The following is a 23,369-nucleotide window of genomic DNA, read 5'->3' on the forward strand; positions in this document are numbered from 1 at the left end:
CCCCGGCCCTCTTCGTTTGAGCGGCGGTCTGGGCGCCGCCGTGAGGCGGCGCCCGTCCCTGTTCTTAACGCAGGAGCTGCAGCACGCTCTGCTGGGCCTGGTTGGCGAGCGACAGAGCCGAGACGGTCAGCGACTGGCGGGTCGAGAGGGCCTGCGAGTTCGCCGCCTCCTCGTTGAGGTCCGCGTCGGTGAGCTTCGACGAGCCGGTCTGCAGCACGTTGATGATCTGCTTGTTGAAGTCCTGGCGGTTCTGCACCACCGACAGGTTCGAGCCGAAGGTCGAGGCCTGCGAGCGAAGGGCCGAGGAAGCCTGGGTCAGCGAGTCCAGCACCTTGTTGGTCGAGGCAATATCCTTGAACTCGTTCGCGCCGCTCTGCCCCAGCTTTGTGAGGCCGAGGCCCGCCGGATCGAAGGTCACGCCCTGCATACTCATCGTGGACGACCCCTTCTCGTTGAACACGAGCTTGAGGGTGTCGCCGTTCAGGAGGTTCACACCGTTGAAGGAGGCGTCCTGTGCCGTTGTCTTGATGTTGTCGAGGATCTGGTTGAACTGCTTCAGGAGCGAGGCGCGTGTGTTCTGCGAATTCGCATCGACCACGGGAGCGCCCGCCGCAGAGAACAGAGCCGCGGCCGTTCCACCGATTGCGCCGCCATCGGTCGCGCTTCCGATCGTCGATGAAGCGTAGTCGTTGGTCGTCGAGATCGTGAGCTTGCCGCTGGCGTCAAGGGCAGCCTGTAGGTTGTTGGAGGCGAGCTTCGTGTTGAGGTCGTCGAGGGTCTTAACGGTCCCGTTGGTGCCATCGCCGAAGGTGACGTTGACCGCCGTACCATTGTTCAGGGCGCCGAAGGTCAGCGTCTTGCCCGACAGGCCGCCCGGAGTCGAATTGCGCGACGCGGTGAAGCTGGTGTCGGTCCCGGCATTGCCAGCAAGCCCGAGGGCGGAGAGCGCGTTGCCGGTGCCGCTGATCTTGAGGTCGGCAAGCGTACCCGTGCTGATCTTGAGCGAGCCGGCGACCACCGACGAGTTCGTCGCGCCGGTAGCGGTTGTGAGCGTCGCCGCACCGCTGGCATTGGACGCCGTCTGGGTGCCTGTAGCCAAGTCGATGGCAGTCAATACATCGTTCAGCGATCCGGCCTGCAGATAGACCGTCGAGTTGCCTTTGCCGTCGGTCACGACGTTGCCGGTCTTGCCGGACCCGCTCGGAACGTTCGCGGCGGCAGGCGTCTCCGCGTTCTTGAACGTAATCGTTTTGCCGTTGACGTTCAGCGTAGACCCGTCCTGGATGAGGCTCCCCGTCGTTGTCGAAGCCGTCGCGCGCGCGACGCCAACGTTGGCCGTGCCCGCGCCGGTCGCGGTGGTCAGGCCGAGTGCCTTCAGCAGGTCGGCTTTGCCGGAGATGTCGACATCGGAGCCGATCGAGCTCTGGAGCACGACTTTGCCGCCGGTGACGGTCGATTGCGTCTGGCTGCTGCTGGCGCTGATTGTGGCGGCGCCGGCAGAGTCGATCGCAACCTTGTTCACGCCGCTCGCGATATCGACGGCCTTCAGCAGGTCGTCGACGCTGCCCGCGGGCGTTCCGGTGGTGCCGAGATAGACGGTGGAGTTGCCGTTCCCGTCCGTCAGGATATTGCCGCTGACGCCCGATCCGGAGGGGATCGAAGTCCCCGACGGCGCCGACCCCGAACGGAACGTGATGGACTTGCCGTTGACGGTCAGCGTGTCGCCATCCGCCGGCTGCGCGTTGCCGATCAGGCCGGTCGCGGAGGTGCCGGTGGCCGCGATGAGCTTGATGGCACCGGTCAGGGCCGTGGTGCCGTCGCCGGCGGTCGCGGCCGCACCCGTCAGGGCGGCCTGTACTCCGCCCAGCGTCGAAGCACCTGTGGCGGCGGTCGTGCCGCCCGCAGTTCCATTGAACAGGACGTTGCTGTTCGCCTGAGCATTCGCGTAGGTGGTCGTCCCCCGCAGGTCGCCGGCCGTGGCGCCGGTGATCGTGGTCGAGACGTTGGACTTCGTGGCGTAGCCCATCGTCGCCTGCAGCGCCTGGTTGGCGACCGACTTGGCGGAATCGACGAGCTTCTGCAGCGAGGTGATGCCGGTGTTGGCGGCCTGGATCACCTGCACGCCGTTCGAGATCGAGTCGAGGATGTTCGAGAGGTCGCCGGCGCGGTTGTCGAGGCCCTGGGCGGTGAAGAACGAGCTCGGGCTGTCGAGGGCGGAGTTGACCTTCTTGCCGGTCGCGAGGCGGTTCTGGGTGGTGGACAGGAGGCTTGCCGTATCCTGGGCCACGAGCAGGTTCTGCCGGGTGGCAGACGAGAGGGTGATGCTGGACATCGGGGCGATCCGTGCTGATCTGAAGACCTGCCTTTCTGGCAGTCGCCCCAGAGATCACGCGGGCCCTTGCCGAGCCCTTAAGCTGATCCGCGAGGTTCCTTGCGTGAGACGCCCGGCGCGGTTTTTCCGAGGGCCGCGTTGAGTCACGGTTAACGAAGCGTGACTAGGGTGGCGGAAGGTTCTCCGGAGAGCACGCCATGCCCCTGCGCATCGAACTGAAGCCGTTCGAGCGGCTGATCATCAACGGGGCGGCGATCCGCAACGGCGAGCGCCGCGCGGCCTTCCTGATCGAGACCGAGTGCAAGTTCCTGCGTGAGAGCGAGATCATCACCGAGAGCGAGGCCGACACGCCCTGCAAGCGCCTGCACCTGACGCTGACGGTGATCTACCTCACGGAGGAGCCGACCGGGCCGCTGGCGCTGTTCTACGCGCAGGCGGCCGAGCTCGTGCGTCAGGCGCCCGGCACTGCGCCCTACCTCGCGGCGATCCAGCAGGAGCTGGAGGCAGGGCGCCACCACGCCGCGATCAAGCGCGCCCGCGACCTCGTCGCCTACGAGCGCGCGCACCTTGCGCCCGCGGCGGAGCCGGGGGCGGCCTGAGGGGCGTCAGCGGCCCTGGAGGCCGGCCGCGAGGTTCTGGTTGATGGTGATCAGGGCGTCGAGCTTCTCGCGCGAGGGATCGACCATGGTGTCGAGGATCCGGCGGAACACGAAGGCCGCGAGGTTGGCCACGTCCTGCTGCAGGTCCGGCGGCAGCGGGCTTGCCGGGTCGGTCGCGGCGGTCGCCAGGATCGTCCAGACCTTCTGGTTGAAGGTGAGCACCGCGTTGAGGCCGGCCGCGTGGTTGTCCCAGTCGTCGCGCGCCGCCTGGAGCTGACGCGCGGCCTTCATCAGCACCGCGGCTTCCGCCTCGCGCGGGCTGAGCGCGACCTGCGCGGTTCTGGCATAGGCGTTGGCGGCGTAGCTCATGCGGACCCGTTCCCTGCAACCCGTTCCCGGACGGCGGATGCCGCCAGGCGGGGCATCGCCGGGGATTGATCACACGGTAAGCTTAAGGGTGTGTAAGCGCCGCCCGCCGCAATGGTGCCCGCATGCGATGCCAGACCGACACCGGTGCGGGGGACTCCGCGTCCCCGGGAATGCTCTATTGCGATGACGAACTTTCTGCTCGGGGCGGTAGCGGGTGCGCTCTTCGCCTGCGTCGGCACCATCGCGGCGGTGCGCCAGCCGGAGATCCAGACCCGGCTCGGGCTGAGGCCTGCGGTGATGCTGGCCGCCGCGCCGGTGCCCGCTCCCCGGGCTGAAGTCGCCTGCCCGCCCGCGGCCGACGCCAAAAAGGTCGGCACCGTCGAGATGCTGCTCTCGCCGCGCCGGTTCTGGTGGATCGCGCCCTGACGGGCCGCGATCCCGGTCGCCGCTCAGACGCTGCTGAGCAGGAACATCAGCGCCGTCGTGGCGACCGTGGTGCTGAGGAAGCCGCACAGCGCGGCCGCGAAGGACGGGCCGGTCGGGGCGCCGAGGGGACGGTTGCCGGTGTCCTGGCCGATATTCTGGCTGAGGCTCTGAGTCATGGCGGAGATCCTGTCGCCGACGGGCTCGCGTCGGGCATGGGTTAAGAGTGCGGTCAAGCTCGCGCCGCTTCTGTGCGAAGGCGCACGCGCTCGCCGGTGGATCGGGATGAGATGGCTTTAAGGGCTGCGTCGCGGGCCGCTAGTCGCAGCGGTTGATCCGCTTGGCGACGCGCAGGGCGCGCAACTCGCTGCGCAGGTCGATGGCCACCACGCCGGCCCCGCAATCGTCGAAGGCGTCGCGGGCGTCGTTGTAGCGGTCGCCGACCTCGTCGAGCGTGTCGCAGACCCGGTCGCGGTCACCGAGGCGGGCTTCCTGGCGCGCTTGGTAGCGGAGCGCCACGGCCTCGTCGACCTTGCGCCGGGCCTCGATGCAGGCGGGTGCCGCGAGAGCCGCCTGCGCGGAGAGGGCGAGCCCGAGTGCGGCGATGGCGGCTGGTAGGGGCTGTCTCATGGGAACACCGTGGAAACGGGCGCCCGGGTCCGCCCGAGCGGAGATCCGCTCGCGGGCCCATGCGCGTCTGTGACGTGGTCCGAAGGTGGTCCGTCGACCGGACACGGGATGGGCGGAGGTCGTTGGCGGCGTCCCTGCCGAGACGCTGCCGCGTCCTCCTGTCTTCTGGCCTGGAAACGGCAGAGCTAAGCCGATGGTTCCGTGGGACGTTTCGCGCCGCGCCGTCGCGAGACCAGGATCTCCGCGAGGGTGACGGGCACGAAGCCCTGGGCATCGACACCGACGTCGTACTGTCTGGGGATCGGCTTGAGTTGTCCGTGGGAATGCCCGTGCAGGTTGAGTGCGCCGCGGCCGATCCCGTTCCAGGTCCTGAAGGCGTAGTGGCACAGAACGAGGCGGCGCTCGTCCACGGTGATCTCCGCGTAAGTCCCGACCCAGGCCCAGCCCGGTGCCGCGAGCGTGTCCGGCCCGTCGTTGTTTCCGCTGATCAGGCGCTTGGTGCCGTGAAGGTCTCCCAGAATGTCGTGGACGCGCGCCGCGCTCGGTCCGAGGGCGAAGTCGCCGAGGTGCCAGACCTCGTCCTCCGGTGCGACCCGCGCGTTCCAGGACGCGATCAGGGCGGCGTCGTGCGCCGCGAGGTCGGGGAACGGCCTGCGGTCGAGCCGCAGCACCCGCGGATCCCCGAAATGCGTGTCGCTGGTGAAGAAGATCGTCATGGCTCGGCCCGGAACCGCCCATCGACGCGCCGCGGAGCGTCCGGTTCCATCGGAAGGACGGCAGCGCGTCGGGGGCGCCGGATTCGGCTGGACAGGCGGCGGCGCGCCCGTTAACCAGAGCGGCGACGCGGGCGTAGTTCAGTGGTAGAACGTCAGCTTCCCAAGCTGAATGTCGTCGGTTCGATCCCGATCGCCCGCTCCAAAAATTCCTCTGCGTTCGCGGACGCTTACGGGTTCTGCGTCACGGATCCACAGGCGATGGGTCGTACCCGGCACATCGGCAGAGGTCGACATTCGTATCGGCTCCGCGCAGACTTCTCGCCGTGCCCGGCACATGGCGGCAGCCATGGACAGCCGCAAGGTTGCATCCGGGACGGTGACAGGCGCGGGTGGTCGATAGCCGAGCGGTGCATCCGGTCGCAGGTGGTCGCGGGCGCCGGAGGAGGTTGGAGGCGGCACGCCCGTCCCGGGATCCTGACCCCACGAGCACCCGCCGATCCGGCAGGTCCCGACCTTCGTGTCTCAGTGCGGGGTTGACGGCACTCAACCCGATGCGGAGCCAGTCCCGTATTGCGGCCCGAGCGTCGGGCGGCCGGCGCTCGCAGCCTCGTCCCCTCGCCCGCGCCAGCCGTGGGGATCGTCGCGACGCGCGGTCCGGAGCAGGTGCAGGTCCGGCGGGCGTGTCGCGTCCCGCGATCGCTCACAGGATCCGGCCGACGAGGGGGAAGCTGCGCAGGGAGGAAGCGCAGGCCCAACTCGCTGCGAGCGCGACGGTGAAGACGACCGCGCTCTTCATCGGGGCACCGGCCCGCGTTGCAAGCAGGCCGTACTGCGTCCACGTCACGAGAGGGTAATGCAGCAGGTAGATGGCGAAGCTGTTCGCCGCGAGGCTGTCCCACGCGGCTGAGCGGCCCCCTCCGAAGCGTAGGAAGAGGGCGAGCAGCCCGAAGCTTGCGGCGGCGCAGAAGGTCACTTGCATCGTGCCCAGGGCGACGAGCGTGATCGGTGCCGGTCGGTGAAGACCCCAGCGTGCCGTCTCCCCTGCCGTGAGGAAAGCCGCTCCCGTCAGAGCGGCGAGCAGGCTCCAGGCCGTCCATCGGGTAGACAGGCGGCGCGCGAACTGCACGATGGCCGGCATACCCCCGCACCCCAATCCGACACCCGCGGCGAAGTAGCCCGCATAGAGGCCGATGCGGCTGCCCTGAACGGCGAGCGGCCCGATACCCAGCCAAAGCGTCGGGCCGAGTGCGAGGAGCAGGGGTAGGTAGAGCAGGCAGGAGCCGGCGAGCAGCAGCGCGAAGCCGGTGACCGCGCGCGGCGCGGGGGGCGGGACGGGTCCGACGATACAGCGTGACGCGAGGATGAAGACGAGCGTGGCAGCCACGTCGAACAGCAGCAGGACGCCGATGAACCAGGGTGGACCGCTCGGCCACGGTCCGGCCGTCACCGTTCTGATCCAGAACGACCCGAAGCCCGGCGTCCCACCGGCCTGGAGGAAGGAGGGATAGTAGGCCAGCGGGCCGACCGTCAGGATCGCGATCGCGAAGGGCAGGCCGAGGCGGCGGATCCGCGTGCCGAGAAAGGCGGCGGGCCCGTGGCGGATCAACCCGTCCCGGACGAAGAGCCCCGAGAGCAGAAAGAGCAGCGGCATGAAGAAGCCGTCGTCGAGGCGGACCACGAGGTCGAAGACGACCCAGCGCTGCGGATCCACGATGGGCGCGGTGGATCGCGCGTAGTTCACCCGGTCGATGTGGCCGAAGGTGCAGTAGGCGAGCGTCGCGTGGTGGAGAACCACGAGGCCAACGACGAAGCCGCGCATGTGGTCGAAGGCTCTCAGTCGCTCGCTCCGCGCATCGGCGACGGCGGAAAGGGACGTCGATGGTGCGCAGTCGACAGTGGACGTCATCTCGGGGCCGCCGAACGTGAGATGTTCGTGTAGGACCCGGTCGCGCCGCGCTCCATGCAAAAGCGTGTGTGTCGCGCGCGCGCATCCGGCTCGCGGCGGGGGCGTGGAGGCTGCCGTCCTTCGCGCCTCCGTGTTTCTCAGCTGCCGGATATCCGTCTCCCGTGCCGGGCCCTCCGAGCGCCCGCCGCCGGGACACGGAGCCCGCCTCGAGCGGAGGCCGGGCGCGGCTAGCGGGCCTGCATGCGCAGGGCGCCGTCGAGGCGGATGGTCTCGCCGTTGAGCATCGGGTTGGCGAGGATTGCCATGACGAGCTGGGCGTACTCGTCGGGCCGCCCGAACCGCGCCGGGAAGGGGACGGCCGCTCCGAGGCTCTCCTGCACGTCCTGCGGCAAGCCCTGGACCATCGGTGTCTCGAACATGCCCGGCGCGATCGCGCAGACGCGGATGCCCAAAGGCGCGAGCTCGCGCGCGGCCGGCAGGGTCAGGCCCACGACGCCGGCCTTCGAGGCCGCGTAGGCTGCCTGCCCGATCTGCCCTTCGTAGGCGGCGATGGAGGCCGTCGAGACGATCACGCCGCGCTCGCCCCCGTCCAGCGGTTTGAGGCCGGCGGCGCCGGCCGCCACGAGGCGCAGCATGTTGAACGTGCCCACGAGGTTGATCTGGACGACCCGGGAAAAGGCATCGAGCGAGGCCGGTCCGTTGCGCCCGACCACCTTCGCGGCCGGGCAGATCCCGGCGCAGTTCACCAGGATCCGCGCGGGCCCCTGCTCGGCTGCCGCGCGCGCCACGGCCGCTTCGGCGCTCGCGGCGTCCGCCACGTCGCAGGCGAGCGCGAGGCCGCCGATCTCCCGCGCCGTCGCGGCGGCGGCCTCCGCGTTCAGGTCGAGGAGCGCGACCCGGGCGCCCGCCGCCGCCAAGGCCTTCGCGGTCGCCGCCCCCAGTCCCGAAGCGGCGCCGGTGACGACCGCCGCGATACCGTCAACCTTCACGAGAACCTCCGGAATGCGGGAATCAAAGCCGCTCGACCGCGAGGGCGGTGGCCTCGCCGCCCCCGATGCAGAGCGCGGCGATGCCGCGCCGCCCGCCGGTGCGCGCGAGGGCGGCGAGCAGGGTCACGACGATGCGCGCGCCCGACGCGCCGATCGGGTGCCCGAGGGCGCAGGCGCCCCCGTGGACATTGACCTTGTCGTGGGGCAGGCCGAGATCGCGCATCGCCGCCATGGCGACGACGGCGAAGGCCTCGTTGATCTCGAAGAGGTCAACGTCGTCCAGGGCCCAGCCGACCTTCCGGGAGAGCCTGGCCATGGCGCCGATCGGGGCCGTCGAGAACCAGGCGGGGGCCGCCGCGTGACTGGCATGCCCGCGGATCACCGCGAGCGGCGTGTGGCCGGCACGCTCGGCCGCCGACAGCCGCATCAGGACGAGGGCCGCCGCGCCGTCCGAGATCGACGAGGCGTTGGCCGCCGTCACGGTGCCGTCCGGGCGGAAGGCGGGCCTGAGCGTCGGGATCTTGTCCGGCCGAGCCTTTCGCGGACCCTCGTCCGATGTCAGGTCCGAGACGGGGACGATCTCGTCGTCGAAAGCGCCCGCCTCCGCGGCGCGCTTCGCGCGAGCGAGCGACTCCAGCGCGTAGGCGTCCTGGGCCTCGCGGGTGAACTGATAGTGCTGCGCCGTGTCCTCGGCGAAGGTGCCCATCAGCCGGCCGCGGTCGTAGGCATCCTCGAGCCCGTCGATGAACATGTGGTCGAGGACGCGCCCGTGCCCGAGGCGATGGCCGGCGCGCGCCTTCTCGAGGAGGTAGGGGGCGTTCGACATCGACTCCATGCCGCCGGCCACGACCACGTCGGCGGAGCCGGCCGCGATCATGTCGTGGCCGAGCATGACCGCCTTCATGCCCGAGCCGCAGACCTTGTTGAGGGTGGCGCAGGGCGTGCCCTCGGACAGGCCCGCCCCCAGCGCCGCCTGACGTGCCGGCGCCTGTCCGAGGCCCGCCGGGAGCACGCAGCCCATCACGACCTCGGAGACGCCCTCCCCCGACAGCCCGGCGCGTTCGACCGCCGCGCGGATCGCGGCGGCGCCGAGTTCCGTGGCCGAGAAGGCCTTCAGGTCCCCCTGGAACGCGCCCATCGGGGTGCGCGCCGCGCTGGCGACGACGACCGGATCCACCTGCATCTCCCGGGTCCTCCTCCGGTTGCGCGTCTCATGGCGCGGTTGCGCTGCCCGCCCGTCCGCGCGAGCCGCTTCTGGGCGGGTGCCGGCCTCGGAGCCGCATCGCGATGCCCTCCGTGCCGCGATCGCCATCTTGGCTGGGCCGGACGAGCTTCTGCAACTCCTCGCCCGCATCGGCGCGCCGATTGCCGACGAACGTGACCGCGCGGGCCGGTGCGCGGATCGGTCGGCGGCCCGACAGCCCGTCGGGGATCCGCTCCGCGCGCCGTTCGCCCGAGACGATTCGACGGGCGGTCCGTCGAGCCGGCATTGCCGTGCTGGGGCGTCCGGATAGAGTGCGCCCGCCAGCGGCGCCGGTGCGACGGCGCCGATCTCTCCGTCACCCGTCGTGAGCCGACCCTCTCGGATGTCAGACCCGTCGTCCCGCCTCTCCCCATTCCACGCGCTTCTCGGCGAGGGCGGTGTCGTCACCGATGCCGACAGCCTGATCCGCTACACCCATGATCAGCGGGCCCTGATGCAGGGGCAGACCCCGGGCGTCCTGCGCCCGCGCTCGACCGAGGAGGTCCAGGCGATCGTCCGCCTCGCGGTGCATCTCGGCTTCGGCCTCGTGCCTCAGGGCGGCAATACCGGCTATGTCGGCGGCGCCACCCCGGAGCCCGGCCGCGGGCAGCTGGTCGTGAGCTTCGAGCGGATGAACCGGATCCGCTCGGTCGACGCGGCCGGCTTCACTCTCGCCTGCGACGCCGGCACGATCCTCGCCGACGCGCAGGCCGCCGCGGAGGCCCAGGGCTGCCTGCTGCCCCTGAGCCTCGGTGCGGAGGGAAGCTGCCGCCTCGGCGGCAATGTCGGCACCAATGCCGGCGGCTTGCAGGTGCTGCGCTACGGCATGACGCGGGATCTCGTCCTCGGGCTGGAGGTCGTGCTGCCGGACGGGTCGCTGTTCTCCGACATGCGCACCTTGCGCAAGAACAACATCGGCTACGACCTGAAGCAGCTCTTCATCGGCGCCGAGGGCACGCTCGGGCTCGTCACCGGCGTCGTGCTCAAGCTCTGGCCCGCCCAGACGCGGCGCGCCACCGCCTGGCTCCAGCTCGCTGCGAACGCACCCATTCCGGAGATCGCGGCCCTGGTCCGGCGGGAGACCGCGGACCTCGCCTCCACCTTCGAGCTCATCTCGGCTTCGTCGCTCGCGCTCGTCGCCGACATGCGCGGTGCCGATCTCGGCCTCGCGGCCGGGCCGGGCGGCGCGGTCCTCCTCGAACTCTCCGCCTCCTCGGAGCGCATTCCCCTAGACGACGTCCTTCTGGGCACCCTGGAGGCGCTGATCGAGGCCGGTCACGTCGAGGACGCGGTGCTGGCGCAGTCCGAGCGGCAGCGGCGCGAGATGTGGACGATCCGCGAGACGATCCCCGAGGCGGAGAAGCACGCGGGCGGCTCGGTGAAGCTCGACATCGCGGTTCCGACCTCTGCCGTCTCCAGCTTCCTGGAGCGGGCGGGCGCCGTCGTGGCCGCCGAGGCGCCGGGTACGCGCCTGTCGTTCTACGGCCATGTCGGCGACGGCAACATCCACTTCAACCTGATGGTGCCGGCCGGCCGCGACCGGCTCGCCTTCACCCGCGAGGTGGAGGCGGGTATCGCGCATGCCGTGTACGCGGTCGCGGTCGATCTCGGCGGCAGCTTCAGCGCGGAGTACGGCATCGGCCGCTTCAAGCGGGACCTGCTGGTCCGCTACGGCGAGCCGAACCGCCTGGCTCTCCTGAGCGCGATCAAGAGGGCCATCGATCCGCACGGCGTGATGAACGCCGGCGCGATGATCTGAGATGATCCGACCGGCCCGCGGCGACCGGCGGGACCCGCGGTGCGGATCCCGCCGGTCGTCGTCGAACAACGGTCACATGGGCGGCGTCAGGCCGTCCTTGCCCACTGCGACGAGCTTGCCGTCCGTCTTGCCGCCGTCCTTCGCGACCACCGCGAAAACCTTCGCGCCCGGTGCCAGCGCGGACTTGTCGGCCGGCTCGAACGCGACGATCGGCGCGGACGGCGGAACGACGATCGTCTTCGTGCCGCCCTCCTTGCCGTAGCTCACGGTGAGCGTACGCGCGCCATCGCCCGAGCCCTGGCCCGCCTGGACGGTGCCGTTCGTCATCGCGCTCTTCACCTTCGGGGCGCCGCTCGTCTCGGCCTTGACCGTGCCGTTCGTCATGGCGCTCTTCACCTTGGCGCCGCCGGCCGTGTGGTCGGTGATCGCGTCCCAGGCATAGTGGCCCTCACCCGTCCCGCGCATCGCCTCGGGGAAGAGCACGACCTCGAGCGCGGTCATCGGGTTCTCGCCTTTGGTCGCCGTACCGATGAAGACGCCGTCCTTGATCGCGTCGAGATTGGACGGAACCACGGACACGACCTTGGCCGCGCCGAGATCGATGGTCTCGGTGGCGCCGGCCTCCGTCTTCACCGTCACGGTGCCGCCGTCCGCCTTGTCGATCGTTCCGCGCACGCGCTCCAGCGCCGAGGCGGCGGTCGCCCCGGTCAGCGTCATCAGCGCGGCGGCAGCGAGGTTCGCGTAAGGGGTCATCGATGAGTCTCCCATTTGGTTGTGCGTGTTATGGCGCTCCGAGGCGCCGGAGGAATGATCGCGCACAATCAAAATCGAGTGATTTCTGAAGAAGCGTAGTCATTGCCGCGCGTCGAACGGGAAACGTGCGATGCCGAATGGCTATATCCCGGCGTACCACTCGTAGCCGCGGTCTTCCCAATAGCCGCCCAGCCCGCCGCCGATCCCGGTCAGGGCATCGACGACCTCGATCCGCATCACGTATTTGGCCATCTTGTAGCCGAGTTGCCGCTCGACGCGCAGGCGCAGGGGAGCGCCGTTGCCGACGGGAAGCGGGCTCCCGTTCAGGTCGTAGGCCAGGATGGTCTGCGGATGAAGCGCGTCCACGAGGTCGATGCTCTCGTAGTACCGGATCGGCGTGCGGCGGTCGGGCTCCTGCGCTTCCGGCTCGCCGCCGCCCCAATCGTCCGATCCCGCCGCCGCGAGCTGGATGTGGCGAACATGGTCCGGCGTCTCCGGCTGCAGGCGCGCGCCGTCGAGGCCGCCGGCATACTCCATCGTGTCCGCGCAGTGGAACACGACGTAGCGCGCCTGCGGCTTGAGGCCGGCCCGGGTGAGGATCTCGGAGAGCGGTGCGCCGGTCCAGCGGCCGATGCAGCTCCAGCCCTCGACGCAATCGTGCCGCGTCGTCTGGGTCCGGGCCGGCAGGGCGCGCAGATCCGACAGGCCGAGCGAGAGCGGCCGCTCCACGAGGCCGTCCACGGCGAGACGGTACGCCGTGAACTTGGCGCCTGCGAGCGCCCGATAATCCTGATCGGGCGGATCGATGGTGCCGTTGGGCTTGAACCAGGGCGAGATGGCCGAGTCCGGAAACTCGCGCGCCAGGGCGGCAGGCGAGAGCAGCAGGCGCTGCGCGAAGCGGTTGGCGTCCTCGCCGAGCCGGAGCGTGCGCCGACCGGCATCGGTTCCGGCGAAGCGGTCGCAGCCGCCCAGCGCGGCGGCGCTGACGAGGCCCAGGGAGGTCGCCAGGAAGCGGCGTCGCGGGGTGAGGAGTGCCATCGTCACGGCCTCACCGTGCCGAGGCTGAACCAGCCGGTGACCATGCCGCGCATGTTGTTCCAGAAGCCCGAGACCAGGACGAGCAGCACGTGCACGATCACGAACAGCACCAGGAGGTTCGCCGCGATGAAGTGCACGCTGCGGGCGGACTGGCGCCCGCCGAACAGCGTCGTCAGCCACGGCCAGGCCGCGTCCATGCCGGGCGACATGGCGAGCCCCGCGAGCACCATCACCGGAAGGAGCAGCAGCACGACCACGAGATAGGTCAGCTTCTGCAGGACGTTGTAGCGCTTGGCCTCCTCCCCCTCCGGGAAGCGCAGCCGCATGTGCTCGCGCACCGAACCGCCGATGTCGCGGATCTGGTCGCCGTCGGGAATGAGCCGGCGGCGCAATTGCCCGGTCCCGATCCCGTAGAGGAGATAGACGAGGCCGTTCAGCACGAAGGCCCAGGCGAACAGGTAGTGCCAGCGCCGGCCGGTCGCGAGATCCTGGTTCGCCGGGAGCGTCGCCCAGCTGGGGAAGGCCCGCTCCGTCTCGACCCCCGCGGTCTTCGAGAGGCCGAGCACGCCGGTGGCGTCGAGGCGCAGCGGGCCGACCTGCACGATGCCGCGGCTCGCACCGTCCGCGCCCGCCTCGGCGGTGATGGAGAGAGCCGGCGCATCGAACGTCGAGCGGTCCCCCCAGTACAGGGCCGGATGCGCGTTGAAGATCTGAAGGCCGCTCATCAGGAGAACGAGGAGCGCGACCGCGTTGATCCAGTGCGCGAGGCGGATCACGAGCGGATGTCGATAGTGCCAGAGACGCCGCGTCGCTTCGATCCGTGTCGCTTCGGTCCGCGTGGCAGGGGGCTGCAGCAGGGGATGTCTCCTGACCGGGCGACCGGGATCGGATGGCGGTCGATGGCAAAGTGCGTCGGTGCGCTATCGGTTGCCGCGATCTCGAAAACTTGAGTTGCGCACGCGGGCAGGGATTCGAGGCGGCGGAGGCCAGCGGTCGGCGACGCTGCCCGCCATGTCGACAGTGGTCCGGACCGCCGGTGCGCGCCAGGACAGGTTCCCCCGGCATCCGGGGCGGGTGCTCGGAGAGGAGGCTGGCCGCCCTGCGGCTGATGCGGCTTCCGAACGCGTCGTCCCGCCGATGGCTCTTCGGCAGGGGCAAACGGTCCGCTCGCGCGTTCTCCTCCCGACGCTGGCACGGATCGGATAATGGCATGTGGTACCTCTACGGCGTCGTCCTGCTCGCCGGCATCGCCAACGCGATCCAGCCCGGGCAGAACGGCGCGTTGGCCAAGGGCTTCTCCTATCCCCTCACGGCCGGCCTGGTCGTTGGCCTCGGGACCTTCCTGACCGTTCTGGTCATCGGCCTGCTCTCGGGCCGCCTGGCGCTGCCGACCGTCGCGGAGGCGGCCCGCATCCCGTGGTGGGCCTGGTGCGGAGGTGTCCTGGGTGGCGGCATCGTCGTCACCCAGCTTCTGGTCGCGCGGCAGATCGGCGCTGCCGCGTTCACCGGCCTGCTCGTCACTGCCGGCGTCGTCACCTCCATCGTCCTCGATCATTTCGGCTGGGTCGGGTTCGAGCAGCACACGGCGACCCTCCCGCGCATCCTCGGCGGCCTGCTGATGATCGCCGGTGTGGCCCTGATCGCTCGCTCCTGACCGGCCGTTCTCCCGACCCGTCCGAGCCGCCCTCGGCTCGACGTGGACGAGACCTTTTGGAGATTGCGTTCAGCAGAGCGCAGGGCCGCTCGGTCGCATGATGCCGCCCTCGCATTGATTGATGCTTGAATGCGCGGATCGCTTTTGAAGCTTGCCACAATCAATATCGTTGCGATACATTTTCCATTTATGAAATCATCGAATATATAACAACCTAAGCTCGAATGAGGCCCATGATGTCAGGCTTGGGTGCGTGATTGGCTGAATTTTGTTGAGCGGAATACGGTGAGAGTCGCTGCGAATCGGATGGGCGTGCACGCCGCTTGCTCTTCCCAATGACCGGGCGCGTCGGTTGACCGATGCTCTGGAGGACGAGGTTCTGGCCGGCGCCCGCGAGACGATCCTCAGGAACCGGCCGGCCATCCTGATGGAGGTCGCGCCGAGCTACTACGAGCGCAAGGGGGTCGATTTCTACGAGCGCGTTCTCGCCGCATTGCCCGCCGATGACCGGTTCCTGGCGATCGAGCTTGAACGACGGAGTGTGCTGCGCCCGCTCGGGACCCTGTTGAGCCTGACGGAGATCGCCGACCGCGCCGGCTTCATGCGCCCGCAGGACGTACTTCTGCTCCCGCCTGAGCGCCGCATCGGATAGCGGCGGCCCATATGTTTCGGCCTGTTCGCTTCATCGGGGCGAGGCGTGCGCGCCTGCGAGCGGAGTTTGCCGCCCATGACGCCGCCCACGAAAAAGCCCGCTCCGGTTTCCCGGTGCGGGCTGAGTTCTGAACCTGGCAGCGGGGGTGTGCTGCCCGTCCTCACAAGCACCAAGCGAATCGAACGGCCAAGGTTCCGCGATCGGTCGAGACAATTCGCCGGGCCGCGCCGGAGCGGGTCCCGGCGCCGCTTACGGGCTGCCCCCGCTATCGCCGCCGCCGCCACTGCCCAACGGGATCGCGCGTTCCGGCTGACCGGCATTGCCGCCCGCGGCGGAGTTCAGGAAGATCGTGTCGGCACCGGTGCTGCCGCGGGGGATGATCAGGCTCGCTGGGGCACCGGTGTCGTTCGCCTGCACACGGGCGCCGACCGCTTCCGGCGCGGGGCGATGCGGCAGGCTCCGGGCGACGGCCGGATCGGTTGCGCCCAGCGCGAGCGCGCAGACAGGCAGGATCCACTTCATGACGCGCTCCGAATCGGTCTCTGTCCGGCTCGCGCCGACACCTGCGCATATGTGGGCGAGCCCGACCCAGCGTGTACGACCGCGGATGTCGCAGGCGGAAAAAACCCGCTCGGCAGGCCGAGCGGGCTGAGTGTCCAGGGCCGATCCGCGTCACCGGACCGAACGTTCCGAGCGTATCCGCTGGCAGGAGCGATACAACCAGTACGGGTGACGATCGGGGCGCAACGAAACCCGCCTCCCGAGACCACACATCTAGGCGCGCGGTGCCGTGTCGTCCGTCCCGCTCGGGGCGGCGAAGGTCCTGGCGATGGACGCGAAATCCGAGGTTCGCAGATAGCCGTAGGACTTGTGAGGGTTCGGCTCGCCATCGAGGCGCCGAAAATCGTTCACGACGCGTCGGTCGGTGATACGGATGCCGGTATCGCTGGGGCCGTAATCCGTCTCCAGCGCTCCCATGATGGAGACGACGTCGTCCCCGTCCGCGAGGTTCGTCCAAGCGGACACGTTGTTCGGGACGCGCAGGGGACCGTGCTCGGCCTCGAACTTGAGCTTCACCTTGGCAAGTCCCAGAGGCGAGCCCGCCGTGACGAAATGATCGACTCGGAGTGTCGGATCCTCGCGCTCGAGCGACCGGAGCACGTCGTACGCGATGACCGAGCCCATCGAGTGGGCGACGAGCAGGATGCGGTGGTTGCGGAATGCCCGAAGGCGCTCGGCGAGCCGGGCACGGACCTGCCGGGCGAAATGTCGCTCGCCGTGATAGTGCCAGAGGTCGTCGAATCGGTATTCCAGGATCAGGTCGTCCACGAGGGTGAGGCCCGTCGCCTCCTCGACGCGGTCGATGCCCGCGTAGAGCGGCGCCAGCAGGTCCTTGGCGGTGGGGGCGGACGGTCGTTCCGCGCGCGACGACCCCGCTTCCTGCGGGCGATACGGCTCCCGGTTCATGTCATCCGAAAGGGGCGTCTCGTAGCGGAGGTCGGCCCAGTATACGAACGCGAAGGAGAAGACGGGGTTCGTACATCCCCCGTGCTGGGACAGTCCCTCGGTGATCGCGGCCTTCCACCACCGCGTCTTCTCTTCGACGGGCGGCTTGTTGGCCAAGCCATGGATGCCGATGATGACGCCGTCCTGCTTCATCGGGATTGAGCGACTCTCCGCTTCGGCGGTCGGGCCCGCGTCTGCCGCCGCATTTCGACAGATCCGGTAACGCCGTCACCTGAATTTGGATGCCGGATCGGCGAGGACTGCGGCACTGAAGCCTTCGCGACCGGGTCGCGAAGGGCCCGCAGACCACGGCACGATCGCAACGGGCCGGCATTCTCCGCCGTCGCGGGGCCCAGCACAGGGTCTCGCGCTTCGTATCATCGTGGCGGTCCGGCGACGCCGGACTGTGGCGTCGGCTCTCGGGTTCAGCCTTCCGGGAAGCGTGCGAAGGCCGGCAGGGCGTGGGCCTCCTCCATCCAGGCGAGGCGCTCGGCCGTCTGGATCTGGATGGTCGGCGGCAGGGCGTCGGGATCGTCGAGGGTGCCGGTCTGCATGTCGATCATGCCCGGCAGCATCCGCTCGTTCACGTAGAAGAGCCCGGTGCCGCAGGCGCCGCAGAAGAGGCGGCGCCCGTGCTCGGACGAGCGATAGGTCACGGGTGTGCCGGTGATCTGCACCGCCGCGGCCGGCACCATCGCCCAGCCCACCATCGGTGCGCCCGCGTGGCGGCGGCAGTCGGTGCAGTGGCACAGCGCGTTGTGGGCGACCTCCGCCGGCATGGCGTAGGCGATCGCGCCGCAATGGCAGCGTCCTGTCAGCATTTCGGCGCGCTCCGTGCTGCTCGCGGGGTCCCGCGGCGCCCTGCTCCTCGACGTACTTCGCCGCGATTGACGCCGATTCCGGCGACCACTACCACGTGGCTCCCCGGGCGGAGAAGCCGCGCCGAATCGGCGCCGATGCCCGATGGGATCCTCGGGGGAGTTCCTCGGCAAGAGGCGTTTCAGCACGATGTACAAGGCAGAGACGCGCGGGATCAGCGTGACGGTCATGCCCCGTTTCGTCGAGGAGGAATCCTCTCCCGGCGAGAGCCGCTACTTCTTCGCCTACACGGTCGAGATCGTGAACAACGGCGCCGAACAGGTGCAGCTGCGCGCCCGGCACTGGCGCATCATCGACGGGCGCGGGGCCTGCCAGGAGGTGCGCGGCACCGGCGTCGTCGGCAAACAGCCGGTGCTGGAGCCTGGCGAGTCCTTCAGCTACACGAGCGGCTGCCCGCTCACGACGCCCGACGGCCTGATGGCCGGGACCTACACCATGGCGACGGTGGCCGGCGAGAGCTTCGAGGCTGAGATCCCCGCCTTCTCCCTCGACAGCCCGCACGTGCGCCGCAGCCTGCACTGAGCCCGACCGCGGGCTCGAAGCCCGGAGGAAGGATGCCCCATGCGGACCGGTGACCGGCTCGAGACGCTGGAGCTGCTCGCCCGCCTCGTCGCCTTCGATACCGAGAGCACCCAGTCGAATCTCGCGCTGGTCGCGTGGGTCTCGGACTACCTCGACGGCTGGGGCGTCCGGTTCGTGCGCGTGCCGAACGCGGCCGGCGACAAGGCCGCCCTCTTCGCGACCCTGGGCCCGGCGGTCGACGGCGGCGTCGTGCTCTCCGGCCACACCGACGTGGTGCCGGTGGCCGGCCAGAGCTGGAGCGCCGATCCCTTCACCCTGCGGGTCGTGGACGGGCGGGCCTACGGCCGCGGCGCCGTCGACATGAAGGGTTTCTGCGCGCTGGCGCTGGCGGCCGTGCCCGATATGCTGGCGGCCGATCTGACGCGGCCGATCCACATCCTGCTCTCCTACGACGAGGAGACCACCTGTCTCGGCGTCGTCGACACGATCGCGCGCTTCGGCCGCGACCTGCCGCGGCCCGGCGCCGTGATCGTCGGCGAGCCGACGAACCTCGAGGTCGCCGACGCGCACAAGAGCGTGGTGACCTGCCTGACCACGGTGCACGGCCACGAGGCCCATTCCTCGAAGCCCATGCTCGGCGCCAACGCCGTGATGGCGGCGGGCGATCTGGTCGCGGCGCTCAACGGCATCGCCGACGCGATGATCGCCCGGGGCGACGCTTCGGGCCGGTTCGATCCGCCCTTCTCGACGGTCCATGTCGGCACGATCCAGGGCGGCACGGCGCGCAACATCCTGCCGAAGGTCTGCAGCTTCAACTGGGAGTATCGCGGCCTGCCCGACCTCGATCCGACCGAGATTCCCGCCCTGTTCGGTGCGGCGGTCGAGCGCGTCACCGCCGAGCGGCTCAACCGCTACGGCGATTACGGGCGCATCGAGACCCTGGAGGAGGTGGCGGTGCCGGGCCTCGCACCGGAACCCGGCTCCGAAGCCGAGCGGCTGGTCCTGCGGCTGGCCAAGCGCAACCGCACCGTCTCGGTGCCCTACGCCACCGAGGCCGGGCGCTTTCAGGCGGCCGGGATCCCGACCGTCGTGTGCGGTCCCGGTTCGATCGACCAGGCCCACCAGCCGGACGAGTTCATCACGCTGGCAGCGCTCGCCGAGGGCGAAGCCTTCATGCGCCGCCTGATCACGGAGTGCTGCCGATGAAGCCGCCGCCGGACCGGGTGAAGCTGCGTCCCCTGGAGCGCGAGGATCTGCTCTTCGTGCACCAGCTCAACAACAACGACAGCATCATGCGCTACTGGTTCGAGGAGGCCTACGAGTCCTTCGCCGAGCTGGCGCAGCTCTATGAGCGCAACATCCACAACCAGAGCGAGCGGCGCTTCATCATCGCCAACGACCGCGACGAGCGGGCCGGCATGGTGGAGCTCGTCGAGATCAACCACCTGCACCGGCGCTGCGAGTTCCAGATCGCCGTGCATCCGGGCTTCCAGGGACGCGGCTACGCCTGGCAGGCCACGCGCGTTGCGATCGACTACGCCTTCAGCGTGCTCAACATCCACAAGCTCTACCTGCACGTGGACAAGGACAACCGGCGGGCCGCGCAGATCTACGAGCGCTGCGGCTTCCGTCCCGAGGGCGTGCTGAAGGACGAGTTCTTCATGAACGGCCGCTACCGCGACGCCGTGCGGATGTGCCTGTTCCAGCCGGAATACCTCGCCAGCCGCGGCAGCGGCGACATCGCCGAGCCGGTGCTGAAGACCTGAAAACGCGAGGGGAGGCACCGTTGCCGGCACCTCCCCGTCGTCTCCGAACGTTTTCGGCTCAGTTGCGGCCGCCCATGCTGCCGCCGGCACCGCCCTCGCGGCCGGCGGCAGCACCGCCCTGCATGCCGCCCTGACGGCCGCCGGCATTCATGCCGCCGCGCTCGGCCCCGCCGCGGTTCTCGCCCATGCCGCGCTCACCCATGCCGCCGCGCTCGCTCCGGTCGGAGACGTTGCGCATGCCGCCATCGCGGCCGCCCTGCTCGCGCATGCCGGCGTTGCGGGCACCGTTCTGCTCGCGCGCCTCCGTCCCGGCGCGATCCCGGCCCTCGCGGCGCTCGGCGTCGCGGCCGAAGCCCCGCTCGCTGCGCTCCTCGCGGCCCGCCCGCACATCCGTGCGGCTGCGCTCGCTGAAGCCGGCATTGATGGTCCCGCCGCGGCGCTCGCTGGTGCTGACCGTCAGGCGGCGGTACTCGGGCGAGCCGTAGACGACGCGCTGGCCGCGCACCGTGACGTAGCGCTCGCGCGGACCGGTCTCGCGCACGCTGACGAGACGACGGTACTCCGGCGAGCCGTAGAGGACCCGCTGACCGCGGATCACCACGTAGCGCTCACGCGTGCCGCTCTTGACGCTGACGAGGCGACGGTACTCGGGCGAGCCGTAGAGGACGCGCTGGCCGCGGATCACGACGTAGCGCGCGCGCGGGCCGCTGCGGTGCTCGGTCACGATCAGACGGCGGTACTCGGGCGAGCCGTAGACCACCCGGCGGCCGCCGATGAAGACGTAGCGGCCCTCACGGCGGTAGCCGCCGTCGACCACGTTCGTGCGGCTGCGGATATCGGTGCGGGTGCTCACGTCAGTCCGGCCGCGGATATCGCTGCGCTCGCTGCGGCGCTCGTCGCGCGCGCCCCGCTCACCCCGCAGCTCACCCCGCTCGGCCCTGTCGCCGTCGCGGGTGCCACGGCCCTCGGCGCGTGCACCGTCCCGGCCCTCGCCGCGCTCGGCCGTTGCGCCGCGATCTGCACCCCCACGGCCGGCTTCGCCGCCGCGTGCCTCGCCGCTCCGCGCCTCGGCGCCCTGCCCCATCGCGCCGGAACCACGCTCCATGCCGCCGCGCTCCGCGCCGCCCCGCGCCTCGGCGCCACCGCCGGCCCGCATGCTCGATCCCGCCGCGCCGCCCCGCCCGGCGCCCGCCTCGCCGCCGGCAGTGCCGGCCGCGTTCTGCGCGTAGACCGAAGTGCTGAACAGAAGGGCCGCGAGGCCCACCGCGATCTTGTTCATCGTGTTTCCTCCGGAATTCTAAGACGCCTCGAAACGTCGCAGATCCCGAAAGGGTTCACACGAAAAGTGAGCGTGTCGTGCCGGCCTACAAACTGATGGACGGCCCAGCCTGAGCTTCGCGAAAGCTTGGCCATTCGCGGCCTGTTACTGGGTTGGGCGCGCCTCGATCTCGCGCTCGACCTCGGCCGGGTCCAGGGCGTAGCGGCGCGAGCAGAACTCGCAGGTGATCACGATGCGGCCGTCATCGGCCACCATGTCGCGCCGGTCCTCCGGCGTGAAGGAGCGGATCATGCCCATGACCCGCTCGCGCGAGCAGCGGCAGGTCTCGCGCACCGCCTGCGCCTCGAACACCCGCACGCCGCGCTCGTGGAACAGGCGATAGAGCAGGCGCTCGCTGGACAGGTTCGGGTCGACGAGCTCGTGGTCCTCGACCGTGCCGGTGAGCGAGCGGGCCTCGACCCAGGCGTCGTCCTCGGGCGCGCCCTCCCCGAGATGCGCGTGGCCCTCCGGGATGTCGCCCGGCGGCAGGTCGGCGAGCCGCGCGCGATCGACGGACTGGGGCAGAAACTGCACGAGCAGGCCGCCCGCGCGCCAGCGGCCGGCGCCGTCCTCGAAGGCCTCGGCCACCGCGAGCCGGACCTGGGTCGGGATCTGCTCGGACTGGCGGAAATACTGGTGCGCCGCCTCCTCGAAGCTCTGGCCCTCCAACGCGACGACGCCCTGGTAGCGGCTGGCCGCCGAGCCCTGATCGATCGTCATCGCGAGGTGGCCGGTGCCGACGAGGTCGGCCGTCCTGAGCGGGCCGCTGCCGAGCGCGGCCACCCGCTCCGCGTCGAAGCGGGCGGTGGCGCGGAGCCGATCCGGCGCCTCGAAATCCACCACGATCATCGCGACCGGACCGTCGGTCTTGGTCTGGAGCTGGAAACGGCCCTCGAATTTCAGCGAGGAGCCGAGCAGCACGGTCAGCGCCGCCGCCTCGCCGATGAGCCGCGCGACCGGGTCCGGGTAACCGTGGCGGCGCAGGATGGTGTCGACGGAGGGGCCGAGCCGCACCGCGCGCCCGCGCACGTCGAGGGCCTCGACCGAGAAGGGCAGCACGGCATCGTCGCCGCCCGCGTGGCCGTTCTGGTGGATGTCGTGGGTGGGCTCTGTTCCGGAGGTCATGCCTGCTCCGCGGCTTCGTCGGCCCGGCGCGCGGCCGCCCGCCGGAAGGGGGCTTAGGGGTCAGCGCGTCGCGGGGCCGGGGGATCGGGAACGGGCGCGAGGCCCGCTGTACCCCATATGGGGCCACGTCGGGATTTTCGCGAGAGCGGCGCTCGCCTCCCCCGTAGAGGGGGAGGGTTGATGAGCTTCAGAGCCCGTTCGCCCGGAGGCACCAGGCCAGCACGCCCTTCTGGGCGTGCAGGCGGTTCTCGGCCTCGTCGAACACCACCGATTGCGGGCCGTCCATGATCTCGGCCGTCACCTCCTCGCCGCGGTGGGCGGGCAGGCAGTGCATGAAGATCGCGTCCTTGGCCGCTGCCGCCATCAGCTTGGCGTTGACCTGATAGGGCGAGAGCAGGTTGTGGCGGTGCTCGCCGTCGTCGTCGCCCATCGAGACCCAGCAATCGGTCACCACGGCGTCGGCTCCGTCCACCGCCGCGAAGGCATCGGTGGTGAGGTTGACCCGCGCGCCCTCGGCCTTGGCCCAGGCCATCACGGAGGCGGGTGGGGCGAGCTCCGGCGGGGCGGCGACGTTGAGGGTGAAGTCGAAGCGCGCGGCGGCGTGGACCCAGCTCGCCAGCACGTTGTTGCCGTCGCCCGACCACGCCACGGTGCGGCCCTGGATCGGCCCGCGATGCTCCTCGAAGGTCAGGAGGTCGGCCATGATCTGGCACGGATGCGAGACCTTGGTGAGCGCGTTGATCACCGGCACGGTGGCGTTCTCGGCGAGCTCCAGCATCAGCCCGTGGTCGAGGATGCGGATCATGATTGCGTCGACGAAGCGGGAAAGCACCTGCGCGGTGTCGCCGATGGTCTCGCCGCGGCCGAGCTGCATCTCGCTGCCCGTCAGCATCAGGGTCTCGCCGCCGAGCTCGCGCATGGCGACGTCGAAGGAGACGCGGGTGCGGGTCGAGGGCCGGTCGAACACCATGCCGAGATACTTGCCGGCGAGCGGGCGCTCGGCGGGGGGCTCGCCCCGGCGGCGACGCGCCTTCATGGCGGCGCTGGCGTCGAGCACGGCGCGCAACGTCTCCGCCGACAGGTCCTTCAGGTCGAGGAAGTGGCGCGGGCCGGCACCGTCAGCGGGAACCGAGGGGGCGGCCTTCCGGCCGTTCGTCTGGGCAATCATCTCACACGTCGTTTCTCATCAT

At 70.1% G+C, this 23,369-nt stretch carries 25 protein-coding genes and 1 tRNA gene; 9 read left to right on the forward strand and 17 right to left on the reverse strand.

Translation table 11 applies throughout. From position 1 onward, the window contains the following. Positions 1-64 precede the first annotated feature (64 nt). Positions 65-2,332 carry a DUF1522 domain-containing protein gene (locus MFF54_RS09230; RefSeq protein WP_238302315.1) on the reverse strand — a complete coding sequence of 756 codons (2,268 nt, stop codon included), beginning with the start codon at positions 2,330-2,332 and terminating at the stop codon, positions 65-67. A gap of 197 nt (positions 2,333-2,529) precedes the next feature. On the opposite strand from MFF54_RS09230, the gene MFF54_RS09235 reads away from it, so the two are divergent. Then, entirely contained in the window at positions 2,530-2,931 is a 402-nt protein-coding gene (locus tag MFF54_RS09235) for a flagellar biosynthesis repressor FlbT (RefSeq protein ID WP_238302316.1), read from the forward strand. Positions 2,932-2,937: 6 nt separating this feature from the next. On the opposite strand, the gene flaF is transcribed toward MFF54_RS09235, so the two are convergent. After that, a complete protein-coding gene (gene flaF / locus MFF54_RS09240; protein WP_066918274.1) occupies positions 2,938-3,300 on the reverse strand; it encodes a flagellar biosynthesis regulator FlaF in 363 nt (120 codons plus the stop codon). Positions 3,301-3,483: 183 nt separating this feature from the next. Between flaF and MFF54_RS09245 the strand changes: the two genes are divergently transcribed. Further along, a complete protein-coding gene (locus tag MFF54_RS09245; protein WP_238302317.1) occupies positions 3,484-3,726 on the forward strand; it encodes a hypothetical protein in 243 nt (80 codons plus the stop codon). A 23-nt stretch (positions 3,727-3,749) separates the two neighbouring features. Here MFF54_RS09245 and MFF54_RS09250 read toward each other — a convergent pair whose 3' ends face one another. From MFF54_RS09250 to MFF54_RS09260, 3 genes are all read right to left on the reverse strand, one after another. Beyond that, positions 3,750-3,902: a hypothetical protein gene (locus MFF54_RS09250; RefSeq protein ID WP_238302318.1), complete on the reverse strand. Its 153-nt coding sequence runs from the start codon at positions 3,900-3,902 to the stop codon at positions 3,750-3,752. Between the two features lie 139 nt (positions 3,903-4,041). Further along, positions 4,042-4,353 (reverse strand): hypothetical protein, encoded by a 312-nt coding sequence (locus MFF54_RS09255; RefSeq protein ID WP_238302319.1) that lies wholly within the window; start codon positions 4,351-4,353, stop codon positions 4,042-4,044. 185 nt (positions 4,354-4,538) lie between these two features. Further along, the gene (locus tag MFF54_RS09260; protein ID WP_238302320.1) at positions 4,539-5,069 is read right to left on the reverse strand and encodes a metallophosphoesterase family protein; all 531 of its coding nucleotides are present in this window, start codon (positions 5,067-5,069) and stop codon (positions 4,539-4,541) included. 127 nt (positions 5,070-5,196) lie between these two features. Here MFF54_RS09260 and MFF54_RS09265 point away from each other — a divergent pair. Next, positions 5,197-5,271 (forward strand) — tRNA-Gly (locus MFF54_RS09265). Between the two features lie 498 nt (positions 5,272-5,769). On the opposite strand, the gene MFF54_RS09270 is transcribed toward MFF54_RS09265, so the two are convergent. The 3 genes from MFF54_RS09270 to MFF54_RS09280 form a co-directional block, all read right to left on the reverse strand. Further along, complete coding sequence (locus MFF54_RS09270; protein ID WP_238302321.1) at positions 5,770-6,888, reverse strand: acyltransferase family protein; 1,119 nt, start codon at positions 6,886-6,888, stop codon at positions 5,770-5,772. A gap of 314 nt (positions 6,889-7,202) precedes the next feature. After that, on the reverse strand, positions 7,203-7,964 hold the full coding sequence (locus MFF54_RS09275; protein ID WP_238302322.1) for an SDR family NAD(P)-dependent oxidoreductase: 762 nt from the start codon (positions 7,962-7,964) through the stop codon (positions 7,203-7,205). 22 nt (positions 7,965-7,986) lie between these two features. Continuing rightward, positions 7,987-9,147 carry an acetyl-CoA C-acyltransferase gene (locus MFF54_RS09280; protein WP_283206268.1) on the reverse strand — a complete coding sequence of 387 codons (1,161 nt, stop codon included), beginning with the start codon at positions 9,145-9,147 and terminating at the stop codon, positions 7,987-7,989. A 403-nt stretch (positions 9,148-9,550) separates the two neighbouring features. On the opposite strand from MFF54_RS09280, the gene MFF54_RS09285 reads away from it, so the two are divergent. Further along, the gene (locus MFF54_RS09285; RefSeq protein WP_238302323.1) at positions 9,551-10,966 is read left to right on the forward strand and encodes an FAD-binding oxidoreductase; all 1,416 of its coding nucleotides are present in this window, start codon (positions 9,551-9,553) and stop codon (positions 10,964-10,966) included. A gap of 72 nt (positions 10,967-11,038) precedes the next feature. Here MFF54_RS09285 and MFF54_RS09290 read toward each other — a convergent pair whose 3' ends face one another. The 3 genes from MFF54_RS09290 to MFF54_RS09300 all read right to left on the reverse strand — a co-directional run bounded on the left by MFF54_RS09290 (position 11,039) and on the right by MFF54_RS09300 (position 13,611). Continuing rightward, positions 11,039-11,683, reverse strand: coding sequence for a metal ABC transporter permease (locus tag MFF54_RS09290; RefSeq protein WP_370880232.1), 645 nt, complete (start codon positions 11,681-11,683; stop codon positions 11,039-11,041). Between the two features lie 177 nt (positions 11,684-11,860). Further along, the gene (locus tag MFF54_RS09295) at positions 11,861-12,757 is read right to left on the reverse strand and encodes a molybdopterin-dependent oxidoreductase (protein ID WP_238302325.1); all 897 of its coding nucleotides are present in this window, start codon (positions 12,755-12,757) and stop codon (positions 11,861-11,863) included. Positions 12,758-12,759: 2 nt separating this feature from the next. Continuing rightward, the gene (locus MFF54_RS09300) at positions 12,760-13,611 is read right to left on the reverse strand and encodes a cytochrome b/b6 domain-containing protein (RefSeq protein ID WP_370880231.1); all 852 of its coding nucleotides are present in this window, start codon (positions 13,609-13,611) and stop codon (positions 12,760-12,762) included. Between the two features lie 356 nt (positions 13,612-13,967). Between MFF54_RS09300 and MFF54_RS09305 the strand changes: the two genes are divergently transcribed. Together MFF54_RS09305 and MFF54_RS09310 are read left to right on the forward strand one after the other, a co-directional pair. Then, positions 13,968-14,411 (forward strand): DMT family transporter, encoded by a 444-nt coding sequence (locus tag MFF54_RS09305; protein WP_238302326.1) that lies wholly within the window; start codon positions 13,968-13,970, stop codon positions 14,409-14,411. A gap of 352 nt (positions 14,412-14,763) precedes the next feature. Continuing rightward, on the forward strand, positions 14,764-15,063 hold the full coding sequence (locus MFF54_RS09310; protein ID WP_238302327.1) for a hypothetical protein: 300 nt from the start codon (positions 14,764-14,766) through the stop codon (positions 15,061-15,063). Positions 15,064-15,312: 249 nt separating this feature from the next. Here MFF54_RS09310 and MFF54_RS09315 read toward each other — a convergent pair whose 3' ends face one another. From MFF54_RS09315 to MFF54_RS09325, 3 genes are all read right to left on the reverse strand, one after another. Beyond that, complete coding sequence (locus tag MFF54_RS09315) at positions 15,313-15,585, reverse strand: hypothetical protein (RefSeq protein ID WP_238302328.1); 273 nt, start codon at positions 15,583-15,585, stop codon at positions 15,313-15,315. A gap of 252 nt (positions 15,586-15,837) precedes the next feature. Beyond that, entirely contained in the window at positions 15,838-16,722 is an 885-nt protein-coding gene (locus tag MFF54_RS09320) for an esterase/lipase family protein (RefSeq protein ID WP_238302329.1), read from the reverse strand. 272 nt (positions 16,723-16,994) lie between these two features. After that, positions 16,995-17,390, reverse strand: coding sequence for a GFA family protein (locus tag MFF54_RS09325; protein WP_238302330.1), 396 nt, complete (start codon positions 17,388-17,390; stop codon positions 16,995-16,997). Between the two features lie 187 nt (positions 17,391-17,577). Here MFF54_RS09325 and apaG point away from each other — a divergent pair, with 187 nt between their 5' ends. The 3 genes from apaG to speG are packed head-to-tail and all read left to right on the forward strand — an operon-like array spanning position 17,578 to position 19,736. Next, entirely contained in the window at positions 17,578-17,970 is a 393-nt protein-coding gene (gene apaG, locus MFF54_RS09330; RefSeq protein ID WP_238302331.1) for a Co2+/Mg2+ efflux facilitator ApaG/CorD, read from the forward strand. A gap of 39 nt (positions 17,971-18,009) precedes the next feature. Continuing rightward, a complete protein-coding gene (argE, locus tag MFF54_RS09335; RefSeq protein ID WP_238302332.1) occupies positions 18,010-19,176 on the forward strand; it encodes an acetylornithine deacetylase in 1,167 nt (388 codons plus the stop codon). After that, positions 19,173-19,736, forward strand: a complete 564-nt coding sequence (speG, locus tag MFF54_RS09340) for a spermidine N1-acetyltransferase (RefSeq protein ID WP_238302333.1) — start codon at positions 19,173-19,175, stop codon at positions 19,734-19,736. The genes argE and speG overlap by 4 nt, the downstream gene beginning before the upstream one ends. 58 nt (positions 19,737-19,794) lie before the next feature. Here the strand turns inward: speG and MFF54_RS09345 are convergent, their stop codons facing one another. The 3 genes from MFF54_RS09345 to argF all read right to left on the reverse strand — a co-directional run bounded on the left by MFF54_RS09345 (position 19,795) and on the right by argF (position 23,347). After that, positions 19,795-21,015 (reverse strand): hypothetical protein, encoded by a 1,221-nt coding sequence (locus MFF54_RS09345; RefSeq protein ID WP_238302334.1) that lies wholly within the window; start codon positions 21,013-21,015, stop codon positions 19,795-19,797. 144 nt (positions 21,016-21,159) lie between these two features. Next, positions 21,160-22,179, reverse strand: a complete 1,020-nt coding sequence (locus MFF54_RS09350) for an Hsp33 family molecular chaperone (RefSeq protein WP_238302335.1) — start codon at positions 22,177-22,179, stop codon at positions 21,160-21,162. A gap of 187 nt (positions 22,180-22,366) precedes the next feature. After that, positions 22,367-23,347 (reverse strand): ornithine carbamoyltransferase, encoded by a 981-nt coding sequence (argF, locus tag MFF54_RS09355; RefSeq protein WP_238302336.1) that lies wholly within the window; start codon positions 23,345-23,347, stop codon positions 22,367-22,369. Positions 23,348-23,369 lie beyond the last annotated feature (22 nt).

This window comes from Methylobacterium gregans, assembly GCF_022179245.1.
GTDB lineage: Bacteria > Pseudomonadota > Alphaproteobacteria > Rhizobiales > Beijerinckiaceae > Methylobacterium > Methylobacterium gregans.